We start from the raw sequence: 12,842 nt of genomic DNA on the forward strand, positions 1-12,842 counted from the left end.
TGCCGGTGAGAACTTACCTGAAGCTGAAATTGGTGCTTTTGATCCTGGTGATCATGACCGGGTCTTTGCAGGCACAACAGGCCCAGTACATGCGGGAATTGAAATCGGCCGCAGCAGTATTCCTCGATACGGGTTACCTGCATGTTGATCTTGTCTATAAATACAGCAATGAAGCGACCCCGTTACAGATAGAAGACTCCCTCCGGGGAAGTATCAAGATCTGGGGGAAACGATTCTGGTATGCATTGTCCAATACGGAAGCTACCTGTGACGACAGTGTCGCAGTGATCGTTTTTAAAGAAGATCAGCTGTTGTATCTCACCCGTCCTTCCGGACAGCATCTGCTGCAGCAACAATTTTCCCTGCTGGATTCCTTGTCAGATGGCCGGTTCCAGTCCGCCATATCAGTTAGCGCGGATGGCAGGCAAAGGAAATATGTAGTGAAGTTTCTAAACCCTCAGTATTACAAGGAACTGGAATTCTGGACAGACAACAAAGGCCGGCTGGTTAAAACCCGGCAACTGCTTCATCGCAGGCTTCTCGATGCCAATGCGCCAATCGATGGCGTAGCGGGTAACTGGGTGTTCGTTGAAGTGAGTTTCCTGCATGTTAACCGGAACGATTTTAATCCAGCTGATTTTGATACGCAAAAGCTGGTCCGGAAAGAACAAAACGGATGGGTGGCACAAGCACCCTACCAGCACTATTCTGTATTCAAAGCCAATCCATCGCTGTAAACCTTGCACTATGTTTTTCAGGAGAATATTATTTGTTTTGATGCTGCTCGCTGCCATGACTGGCCTTCGTGCCCAGCAGGGAGATCCGAAACTGATCATGCAGCTGGATGGCTTGTCGGGCCAGATAGCGGCTGATTCTGCTGTTATCGTTTCAGATCCAAAGTTTCACGACGCGGCATTTCGACCGAAACGAACAACCTATACAGTAAAGAATCGTATAAGTCTGAGGATCAATGAAGCCGCCAACCTGGTGTTGCCGGCTAAGTTTTTTGCAGAAGTGGTGGTGGCTGTTGGCGATACTACCAATGGCGTATTCCATTCCGTTAATAAGACCTTCAGGATCAACTACCAGCTGGATAGTATTTATACCTATTCCGCCAATTATGTATTTGAAGGCGCCAATTGGGTAAGTGCAAAAATCGTCAGCCTGCAAAGCAATGCGCCATCGTCAGTATGGCAATCCTTCTACCTGGAAAATGAACTGCAGGCATTTCCCCTCTATGACCTGGATTGCAACACAGATGTAGTTGCGGCCGTTAACCTGGAATCTTTGTCGCAGGCGACCACTGCCGATGAAATCACTGCAAGCTGGCCCCTGCTGGCGGGTGCGCACGCCTATGATCTTGAATGGACCTATATAGATGCGGATGCGATGGCTTCCGGGATGTATGGTACCCTCAGTGCTCCCCTGACAGAAAAGATCTTCGACAACAATGGGAGCCGCATTACAACAGCAGCGACATCGTATAGGATTCCGCTGTTGTATGACGGGCATGGTTACCTGTTTGTAAGAGCCAGGGCAGTTCAGAACCTGCCGGATGGTTCGCGGCGGGAATCAGGATGGGGAACGGCGCTGGGGAAATTTGAATACGATGGACATGAAAATCAGCTCAACTGGCAGGCGACAACGTCTTTTGCTGAAGAAGGAAAGCGTAAAGCAGTCGTGCAATATTTCGATGGCAGCCTGCGATCAAGGCAAACAGTAACAAAGGACAATACCACGCAGCGTACCATTGTTGCGGAAAGTATATATGACTTCCAGGGCAGGCCAGTCATTCAGGTATTGCCAGCCCCAACGCTGAGCAGTGTGATCGGGTACACGAAAGCGTTCAACCAGGGGATCAATAGTGCAGGAAACAGTTATGACAAGCAGGACTTCGACAGGCTGACTGATCCGGCTACCTACTGTGCCGCTACACCCGATGCCATGGCGACCGCCTCGGGTGCCGCCCGGTATTATTCACCGGAAAACCCCGAGAAGAATACCGGTATCAATAAATTCATTCCTGATGCGCAGGGATATCCCTATACGCAGGTTGAATATCTGCCCGATCAAACAGGAAGAGTAAGTGCCCAAAGTGGCGTAGGACCAACGTTTAAACTGAATGGCGGGCACGATACCAAATATTACTATGGAACACCAGGCCAGGAAGAGCTCAATGCCCTGTTTGGTACTGAAGTTGGCTTGAAGGAGCATTATTTTAAAACCATGGTGCGGGATGCCAACGGCATATTTAGTGTAAGCTATACCGATATGGCCGGGAAGACGATCGCAACAGCGCTTGCCGGTCAAGCACCTGGCGGTGCAGCACTCGACACTTTGGCCAGCAGTTCAAAAAGAGTGATCACGGAGTCACTGGCTGATCGGTCAGCCGCTGTGATAAAGGATATGGTGATGGAATCCCAGAAAGGCCTGCTGGTGTCAACGGAGGGAACCTATTCCTTTCATTACAGCCTGAATCCGGAGTTGCTGCAGATAGATAACTGTCAGGATGTACCGGTATGCTATGATTGTTTGTATGACCTGGAAATTGTGATCACTGACGATTGCAATAACCAGACTTTCGGCGGGCTACCGCATATCGAACGCCGGAGCAATTTTACCCTGACTTCACTTGATACGGCTTGCAATACCGTGGTGGGTTTCGATGTTGCTTTTGACCTGAACCTGGTTCCGGGTAGTTACCAGGTCACCAAGCGGTTGATGGTCAGCAAGGCTGCATTGGCCTATTACCGTGACACGGTATTTGTGCGCAATAACCAATGCCGTAATCTCGAAAGTTTCATACAGGAGCAACGGGAAGTACTGGCGGCAATGAGTGATTGTGCACCGACCTGTGAAGCTTGTACCCTCAGCCTGGGAACCTGGGCAAATTTCTGGAATACATTTAAGGAGAAGTCCGGCATCGAGGCTGCTGAAGCTGACAATTATCTTGTGGCCGCGCAGAAAGCATACGCAGATGCGCAGGCTTCTTGCGCTCAATTGTGTACAACTGTTAATGAGCTGGATGAGAAACGGCGGTCGATGTTACTGGACATGACGCCCAGTTCCGGGCAGTACGCGCGACTGGATGATATCAGGAATGACCTGAATATTTTTTATTCCCAGTTGGACGCGGAGTCGGGACCGGTGGTTGATCCCAGATTCTCGACTGTGTCCACCTATAAAGATGGCGAGGGCTATCCCGCAATGGTATTTGATGAAGGTGCAGGCATAATGGTTCCACCGCAACAACTGAATCCGCAATCCTTTTCCGGAAATTTCCAGCTCAGCTGGGCAGAAGCGCTTTTGCCCCTGCATCCCGAATTTAAAAAGCTTGAGCAATACGCTTTGCTGAAAGCGAGCATCGAATGGGATCAGCGGGTATTGAAAGTGCAGACCTATGCCGAAGCGCTGGCGAAAGGGTATCTGAATCCGATCAGCCTGATGGGCTCAGATTATACCCGGTTTAATGGAAGCTCACCTGACCGTGATCCGATCACATCAATTGATGTCGCCTACGCAGGGCCGATTACTCAGTCTTTATTGGAATTCAGGAAGTTTTTAAGTCCCGAAGTAAACCTCAACCTTTGGAGCATGGCGACCATTATGGTAAAATGCGCAGCCACCAACCAGGGCGTCTCCTGTTATTCCAGCTACAAGGATATTTCAACTTCATTTAATCCGGCGGACATGTGCGCGGCTGATCTTGATATGGCCTGGCGGTATTTCCGGCAGATGTACCTGGAAGAAAAAAGAACGCATATCAACAACCGGCTGACGACTATATGTACCACGACGCTGACGCCTGCACAAATTAGGGATTTAGGATATGAGTCACATTTTGAAAACAGCGAAGACTTGCTGGCAGTGTATAGTTCAGACCTGGCCACCACCACAACAGCTGCCCAGGCGAAAATAAACGAAAATCTGAGGAGCAATTGCCAGGCACATGCCCAAAGCTGGCTGGATGCTTTAAAGGATTGTCAGATACCATCATATGACAAGGATGCCTTGCTGGCACAGTTAGTGGATGTCTGTGCTGCCAATGCTGATTTGTCGCACCAGTTTGGCGTAGGCAGTGCACCGGGCAACCTTTTTTCCAATACGTTTGAAGGCGTTCTGGAAGCATATTTTGCTTCACGGGGCATACAGGCTACAGGCAGTTGTAATCCCTACCTGATCAGAACACCGGCTAAGGCGGTAAGTCAAACGCCTGATCCGAGAATTATCGTGACCAAACCGGAGCCCTGTGAGTGCGAGAATGTGAATAGGTATAAAGGAGCGTATGATGCCAATGCTGAAGGGTATGGCAGTTTCAGTTCTTACCTTTTTGGCAAGCATCATGAACGTATTGCAGATTCGACGTTGTCCCGTTTGCTGGCACTTTGCAACGGTGCCGGTGGCAGCGATTGTACATTCCCTGGATTTGGTATACCGTTGCCGGAGCTGTTTGAATGTAATACAGCGGAACACTGTACAAGCTGTACGGTGTTTAAAACGCTGGACTCGGTTTTTACCATAAAGTATCCAGATGTGAAGCCAGTTGAGTCGTTCAAGGCAACAACTTTGGCTGCGGAAAGCGATAACAAATTATATACGGACTACTTCAATGCGAAATTGGGTTTCAATAAGGATATTGACAGCTATCTCGGATTTAAACGACAGTGCGGATTATTGAAGGATTCCATTTGCACGCGGCTGACGGACATAACCAGGGAATATAAACGGTATCAGGGTATTCCGGAACTGGATGCCATGGGCGTGGATACTGCTCACTGGACCATCAATTATGGCGGTACATTCAGATATGTGGCCAAAGTTCCATTGGGCCATGTAATTGGAAACGGTGTTCTCAAGTTACCCGCCTATTTTGCGGATACTGTAAAGCTCAAACCGTGGATCAATTACGATTACCTGGATACACTATGCAATCTGGACACGGTTGGGTTTGATTGGGAAACACGCATGATCGTTCCTGACGCATCCGTTATCAGCAACATCTTCGAGACCTCTTCATGGATCTGGGTTTATGGTGACAATGCCGGATTTATGGCATCTATTTCCAAAGTGGATGGCAAAGGCGTGGCATTATGTAACAGGGCATTTTCGGCGCCGGACAAGTATTGTTTTGATGCCGATGTTCCCGGCGTTCATATGAATGACTGGACGACGATCAGATTTTCCATACGGGGCAGGCACCTGGATTATTATGTGAATGGTGTCTGGAAAGCGGAGGTAACATTGGCCCGGCCCTTTACGCAACTGCATGGGTGGTCGATACACCCGACATCAACACAGGCGATTATTGACTATATAAAGGTGAAAGATCTGAATGGCAAATTCCTGTATAATGAGGAGTTTGATGATCCCTACCATCTTGCCCGGATCGATGGCTCCAAAGTGTGTAATTGCGAGCAGCGGTTCCGGCAATATTACAACGCTTACCAGGGAACAAACTACACCTATAGCCAGATTGATTCCATTTACCAGGCGAATGCCTGTGGACCTTTGGCTGTCTGCGACACTTCGACCCTCCCTGTAGACACCACCTGGAAGGATCCGGGGTTCTTCCTCTGCGAGCAACACAACAACAAAAGGACGGCATATTCAGAAGATACGATCAATAACTGCTCGGACAATCCTTCGATTGCATTCCGGAAAGGTGTAGTGCTGTACGAGCACTACCGTGATTCCCTGAACAATGATTTTGATGCAGCGTATCGTGCCAAATGCCTCCAGGCCTATAAACTGGAAGAGTTTACCGTCACCCATTTCGTACGCGAGTACCATTACACCCTGTATTATTATGACCAGGCCGGTAATCTTGTGAAGACGGTACCGCCTGAGGGCGTGCATCCCCGTTATGCTGTGAGCTTTAGTGATAGCGTGAACCAGGCCCGGTCCCTGGGAACTATGTATACACCCGCGCACACCCTGGTTACGCAATACCGGTACAATACGTTAAACCAGGTGGTGGCCCAATTGACGCCCGATGCTGGTATCAGCCAGTTCTGGTACGACCGTCTTGGCCGCCTGGCTATCTCGCAAAATGCCCGTCAGAAAGCAGCTTCCGGAACCGAGACCAACCGGTTGTACAGCTATACAGGATATGATGTGCTGGGACGTATCACGGAAGTAGGTGAGATCAAAAATCCAGGTACTACGCCGGTGACGGATGCCCTTACCCGCAATGTTGCCGGCCTTGCAGGTTGGCTGACCACTGCGGCCAGCGGGAAATCCCAAATCACAACAACCGTTTACGACCAGGCCTATACCGGCTTTACGGCGGGAGAGGAGCCACTGGTGCAGCACAACCTGCGCAACCGGGTATCCTATACCAGCATTGCTGAGGGCGCCAACCCGGCCCAGTTCAATGCCGCCACTTTTTACAGCTATGATATCCATGGCAATGTGGATACGTTGGTGCAGGATTATGGTTCGTCGACGACCGGCGATGCCAATATCATGAACGGGAACAATAACCGCTGGAAGAAGCTAACTTATCAGTTTGACCTGGTCAGCGGTAAAGTGAACAAGGTTTCTTACAACCCCGGCAAAATCGATCAGTTTTTCCACCGCTATGAATACGATGCGGAAAACCGGATCACCGAAGTCTTTACCAGTACCGATGGCTGGCAGTGGGAGCGGGATGCGGCGTATAGCTATTACCTGCACGGTCCGCTGGCCCGGACGCAATTGGGTGATCAGCTCGTACAGGGGCTGGATTATGCCTATACCCTGCAGGGTTGGATCAAGGGGGTGAACAGTACGACGGTGCGCAATGGGTTGTATGATATGGGCAGTGATGGCGCAACTGGCGCCCAGGCGCAGTTCGTGGGCCGCGATGTTCTGGGTTATTCTTTGAACTACTTTGAAGGAGACTATACCAGTATCAGCAATACCGTCGTTCCTTTCCCTGCTTTCAGCACCGGGCTGCCGACGGGTGAATACCGGCCGCTGTATAACGGAAATATCTCCAGCATGGCGGTGAACATTGCCAGCTTCAATGCACCGCGGCTGAACAATTACCGCTATGACCAGCTGAACCGCATTACCGGGATGGATGTCTACGCTGGTTTGAACAGCATGACCAACCAGTGGGGAACCCTGGCCAGCAGCGGCGAGTACAAAGAGCGGGTAGCTTATGATGGCAATGGCAATATCCTGCGTTACCTGCGGCAGGGTAGCAGCGACAAGTTGTCGATGGATAGCCTTACCTATAAGTACCATCGCGATGAGAATGGGTTATTGACCAATAACCGGTTGAACCATGTGCGGGATAACGTGAATGCTGCTGAATACGCTGAAGACATCGACGCGCAGTCGGCGGACAACTATCAGTATGATGCGATCGGCAACCTGGTGAAAGACAACCAGGCGGGTATCGACAATGTAGAATGGAATGTCTATGGCAAGATCCGAAGGATTGTCAAGTCCGGCGGGATGGAAATTACCTATAGCTATGACGCCTCCGGCAACCGGATCAGCAAGGCTGTTAAAGGCAGCAGCAATACCGTCAGCTATACCTGGTATGTGAGGGATGCTACAGGCAATGTGATGAGTACCTATAGCAGTAGTGGCACCACAGCTTCCATGCCACCACAATTAACCCAATCTGACGTACATTTATACGGTAGCAGCCGGTTGGGGGTGCTGAACCTTTACCGCGATGTAAAGCTGCCTTACTCCGGGCCTGCGCAGTTCAGCAATGAGCGGGGCAGGAAGCTCTTTGAAATCAGCAATCATCTTGGGAATGTGCTCGCCACGGTGAGCGACAAGAAAATGCAGCACTCTACGGATGGCACCCATAGTGATTACTTTGAAGCAGAATTGGTGACTGCCAGCGATTACTATCCCTTCGGGATGCTGATGCCAGGCAGGCAATTTGGCCAGGGGATCAATATCCCCGGCAGTACATCAAGCGGCAACAGTAACGTAAATGGTTATTCCGTTCCGACTGACCTGACGGTATCCAGCCGCAGTGGCGCTCAGCCAACAGAATATGTTGCTTCCGGCTCAGTTGAATTTACAGGCGAGTTCGTGGCTGCGGATAGTGATGATTTTACAGCCTACATCGTTGACGGAACATACGCAGGAACAGGTAACCTGGGCAGTGGCCTGAGTGGATCGGGAGGGTTATACCGTTATGGTTTCAATGGGAAAGAGATGGACAATGAAATCTCTGGCTCTGGAAACAAGTATGATTACGGCTTCAGGATCTATAATCCTAGAATTGGCAAATTTTTATCGGTTGATCCATTAACGCAATCTTTCCCTTGGTATACGCCCTTCCAATTTGCTGGAAATAAACCGGTAATTGCGATAGACCTAGATGGCCTTGAAGAAATAGTAGTTTCTAACTATTATAATAGCAAGAATATGTTGGAAGAGACAGTAATTACGACTCTTACAGACACTAAAACTGGGAAACTGGTTAATATGAAATTGAAAAAAGACAATGGCAATTTTATAGCTAGACAAAATATCCTCGTCCGGAATGTTAGATACGATGGCAGTACGACCTACAGTCATCAAACTAGTTTAACTGAATCTCAAGTAAATATTGTTACAAAGGCAAAAAAAATACTAATTGATCCTAAGAATTCGAGTTGGTCAGTAAGTTTTGGCAGCGAAGACGGTGATGGAGGAGAAAGCTCTGAATCCCTTCGCAAAAATTACAATACAAAATTCAAGTTGAATAGTCAAAGTAGCAAAGATGTACGAATTGAACCGGTCACTAAAGAAGCTGAGGAACTTCCAAAAAAGGAAATATCCTCTCCGCCGGTATTAAAAGAAGTTTCTAGTAACATTGAATTTTGGCCTAGTACGGCTTCAGTTAAGGGGTCAGTGAGCGAAGAAATATCCTCAATTTTTGACTATGTTAGCAAATCTTCAACCTATGAGATAGTGATTTTTGGAAATGCGGGTGGAACGCCAAGCGACAATTTTAAATCTCAGGCTCCTTGGTTGGCAAGATTAAATGGACACAAAACCCTAGGAGATCTTGCCTTACATAGAGCTGCTGAAATTAAAAGGAAGCTTGTAGATGCAGGACTGGATCCGAAAAAAATTCAGATAAAATTGGGCGATCCACAAGTGGGTTGGAATGTAGACTATAAAATAAAAACGGTAAAATAACACTAAATTGTTTTATGGAATTGAAGCTATTAGTTGTACTTATGCCATTTTTGGCAAACGGGTTTAATTTAAGTAACAGTCAAAATAGACCAATTTATCTCTTAGAATTTGATTGTACAATTCAGCCAATATCTGCATCGTGTAATGAAAAGATATCCGCCGAATTGGAAGATGGTACATCATTGACCGTACAGTTAAGTGACTGCAAAGGCAGAATGCATATTACGCAGTTAAAAAATAAAATAATAGTTCAGGAAGGAGATTATATTAATTCACTCGGGTTGTTAAGAAAATATTATACACGCGTAGATGGTATTAGTGGAAAACAGTCGATACGAATATTTGAGTATTATCAGCCTTTGCGTAATGGAACTTGGCGTTACTACAACGACAAAGGAAAATTAATTAAGCAACAAATGTTTAATAAAGGAATCGAAGTACCTCTTCAGTAATTCAGTCAGTGAGGTGCCTGGAAATCTTAAATACTACTACGGTATATGACTAGGCCTATGTCGGTTTTTCAGCGGTAATACTGCTGTTAGCAAGTCAAACTTTTCCATCAGTTGGACCAAATGACTGTGTTTTGTAAAGAAATGCAAATGATAATAATTATGACAGCAAAAGATATAATATCAGCATTTCCTTTAATGTGATTTGTGAGAAGATTATTAACTGAAATAGTTGAAAAAGCAGGTGTTTCGGGCCTTCCCAAGAGCGATTTGGACAATGCGAGAGAACTTTTGAAAAATAACGAGTTCGGTTTGTGTCTCGATGTAGTTGTTACACAAGTTTATGAACATGAGATTTTAATCGAATTTGGTTTTTATGAACTTTTGAAGGAAGCAGCGGCGATAATAGGAATTCCATGCGAGGAAATTGATTTTATTAGAAAGCTGGTGCGGGCTGATTAATACTACGGGATCTTTAGCTCAGCAAAATACAATGGAAGCTTTTCCTGCTCAGATTTATACTCAGACAAATAAAATCAATGTCGAGTGCTTTTATCGAGAATATAACTCGCACTTGAAGCTTACGCGTGTTGACTCATTGATGCTGATGTCTTTAGAGCTGCCAACCCGGCCAATGATGTTAACGCTTAAAGCTTCAGGCGGTCGGGATGTCAACAATCAGGCATTATCGGGGTGTATATTCACGAAAACCTGCTTCACCCTGTCTGAACGATATAAATACGCACCCCAGACGGCTCCCCAGATGATACTACGCACCGTTTGCCGAAGCGCGTCAATAAACAGGCTGTTGTCCCCATCTGCCAGCCCGGACATGTAATACAGCACGCAAAGTAGAACATTGACGCCAACAGAAGCGCTGATATAGAGCAGCATGAATCGCGGGAAGATGTCACGCTTCATAAAGAACCAGAACAAAGATGCCACCGACATACAAAGCAGCATGCTGCGCAACGCCAGCTCCGTCAGGATGGTGTAGTAACGACCCAGTGAGCCATTAAACCGGATAGCATCCATGATGCCAGGATTAAATGCTTCATTGGCCACAAAATAGGCGGCCAGTACAACTATCTGGGTGACGATTGATAGTCCAAGCAATCCTGTCCACAAATCAACTCCTAAGGGATAGGTGCCCGTAAACTCGCCGGGTTCAAAGCGCTGGTTGTATCGCAACAAAAAGGGGATCATGCCGCCGAAAACCATCAGGCAGACGATCACGGCGGGCCAATGCCACTCGGTAATGGAGGTGGCTTGTGTGCCTGCGAATTTGCCCTCCTGGTAGATCTCGGACTGCATCACCTCTTCCATGGCTTTGAAATCCTTCTTATAGCGGAACAGGTCTTCCGGCGCCAGGTGATCATTCTTGCTCTCGTATTGGTAGTCGAGCATAATGGTTTTGCCGGCCGTTGAACTGGTGAATTCAAAATCGTAATTGTCGCGGTGCAGGAGCACAGGGGAGAAGTGGATATTCCATTTTTCGGGCATCTTCACCACCACCTGGTATTTCGTCTTTGCGGGAAAGGAAAGTGCCAGCGGGGTATTCATCTTGTGGTCCGTGAGGGACGTCAGCTGGTCGTAGATGGTTTTGGCGAACAGGGAAAAGGATTGCTTCCCTTCGGTTACTGTCCACAGTTTGGGAATGGTATAGGATTCAGTGATCACCACGCGGTTTTGAGCACTGTCATCTGTGAACCCGATATCTTCCGAAAGGGTGACGCTGTCGTAGATCGCCCCATAGTATTCCTCGTAATGTTGCCTGGTCTCTTCCTGGCTGGTTTCATGATAGTGCCTGCGGGCAGCATCTGCATACCCGCCCTCAAATTCTGAGCGCACTTCCAGCCGGCTCTCGCCATTCTCCGGGTAAAGGACCTCGATGGTCTCGGTTATCTTATTGCTGTAAAGGTGGTTACCGGTTACGGGGGATAAGGATTCATTGCCGGGCTTCACCACGAGGGCATTGCCGTAATCCTTTACATAGATTTCTTCGAGCCCGCCGCGCTGGTATTGGGACGTGGCATCAATAAAGCGCTGCTTTCCCCTGTATTCGAGCGCTACAATCGCATGGTCAAACAGCCCGGTGGATGGTGCTTCATTTTCGATATGCCCTTCCAGGCTGGAGTTGACCAGGGCGATCCAGGCAGGGATCCCGCCTTCGCGCAGCAAGCGAACGAGCAGCAAGGCTTTGTCCTTGCAATCGCCGTATCCTTTCTGGAACACGTCATCGGGATGATGCGGCTGATGGGAATACACGCCCACTTCAAAACCCAGGTAGCGGATATTGTCCTGCACATAACGAATGGCATTCACCGCATAAGCGGCGGTATCACCGGCAGCCGCCGTTTTCCAGGCTGCGATCTTATTGCGCAGGGCAGGGCCAGGAGGATAATTGTATTGATGGAATACGTCCAGTGCCCAGTTGTTGAGTGTTTTCCAGTTGTCGACGTTCGTGACGGTGATCACCGGATCATTTTCATACCAGGAGGGGACGGCTGTATTTTCATTCCAGCGGCTGAGCGCCGGTTGCCGCCACTCGTAAGTCTGCAGTTTGCCGGACCTGCCTTCCACCGGTTGTGCCGCTCCATTGCGGCAGGTGACATTCAGTTTCCGGGCGGCATCATACTGGATCAGCAGAAAATAATTGCTGATGGGCGTATCATGACAGAAATACCAGGTGGCCGCATAATAGTTCCGGAATACCGGGTTTTGTCCGACTACCGAATAGGCATAGTCGATTTCATCACCGGCCTGGATATCTTCCAGGATGATATAGGTGCGTTTGATATTGTTGTACTGGTAATTGTCCGCTTCTGATTCTACTGACGTTACCCTGATCGCCTGGTTGCTGAGCCGGGACATCGTGTTACCGTTCCGGATCACCTTCACCTGGTGATAGATTACTTTTTCATATTCGGGATGAAACTGCACGGAAATTTCAGAAGCCGCCTGAACGCCGGAGGCGTTAACGATTTTTCTTTTGAAATGCCGGTAAGAGGTTTTCTGCGGGATGTTTACCTGGAATTCCACGAGAGGAAGGTAATAGCCATCACTTACTTCGCGTGCCGAAGGTTCCTGGCGGTTCTCGGGTGTAACAGGGAGGAGCCATTGTGGTGCGGGACCGGCAGTTTGGGCGGAGAGCAGCATCCCTGCAAAGAGCAGGGTGAGGATAAGGCTGAGCTGTTTCACCATGGTGTTAGGGTTCTGATTCTAATATAGCCGATTTTTTTTAACGTTAGTATA

The 12,842-nt window shown here is 48.3% G+C and carries 5 protein-coding genes; 4 read left to right on the forward strand and 1 reads right to left on the reverse strand.

Going from position 1 to position 12,842, the window contains the following annotated elements; translation table 11 throughout:
• Nucleotides 1-5: 5 nt before the first annotated feature.
• The 4 genes from FPE01S_RS17755 (at nucleotide 6) to FPE01S_RS17770 (ending at nucleotide 10,049) form a co-directional block, all read left to right on the forward strand.
• Complete coding sequence (locus FPE01S_RS17755) at nucleotides 6-737, forward strand: LolA3 family protein (protein WP_046370366.1); 732 nt, start codon at nucleotides 6-8, stop codon at nucleotides 735-737.
• A gap of 10 nt (nucleotides 738-747) precedes the next feature.
• Complete coding sequence (locus FPE01S_RS17760; RefSeq protein ID WP_083990313.1) at nucleotides 748-9,138, forward strand: RHS repeat-associated core domain-containing protein; 8,391 nt, start codon at nucleotides 748-750, stop codon at nucleotides 9,136-9,138.
• A gap of 14 nt (nucleotides 9,139-9,152) precedes the next feature.
• Nucleotides 9,153-9,590, forward strand: a complete 438-nt coding sequence (locus FPE01S_RS17765; protein WP_046370368.1) for a toxin-antitoxin system YwqK family antitoxin — start codon at nucleotides 9,153-9,155, stop codon at nucleotides 9,588-9,590.
• 204 nt (nucleotides 9,591-9,794) lie between these two features.
• Nucleotides 9,795-10,049 carry a hypothetical protein gene (locus FPE01S_RS17770; protein ID WP_046370369.1) on the forward strand — a complete coding sequence of 85 codons (255 nt, stop codon included), beginning with the start codon at nucleotides 9,795-9,797 and terminating at the stop codon, nucleotides 10,047-10,049.
• Between the two features lie 216 nt (nucleotides 10,050-10,265).
• On the opposite strand, the gene FPE01S_RS17775 is transcribed toward FPE01S_RS17770, so the two are convergent.
• Entirely contained in the window at nucleotides 10,266-12,791 is a 2,526-nt protein-coding gene (locus FPE01S_RS17775) for a DUF3857 domain-containing protein (RefSeq protein WP_046370370.1), read from the reverse strand.
• Nucleotides 12,792-12,842: the final 51 nt, after the last annotated feature.

The organism is Flavihumibacter petaseus NBRC 106054, assembly GCF_000974785.1.
Taxonomy (GTDB): Bacteria; Bacteroidota; Bacteroidia; order Chitinophagales; family Chitinophagaceae; genus Flavihumibacter; species Flavihumibacter petaseus.

Coding starts and splice junctions, on each gene's coding strand:
- FPE01S_RS17760 (WP_083990313.1), top strand. CDS start 748: ATGTTTTTCAGGAGAATATTATTTGTTTTGATGCTGCTCGCTGCCATG.
- FPE01S_RS17765 (WP_046370368.1), top strand. CDS start 9,153: ATGGAATTGAAGCTATTAGTTGTACTTATGCCATTTTTGGCAAACGGG.
- FPE01S_RS17775 (WP_046370370.1), bottom strand. CDS start 12,791: ATGGTGAAACAGCTCAGCCTTATCCTCACCCTGCTCTTTGCAGGGATG.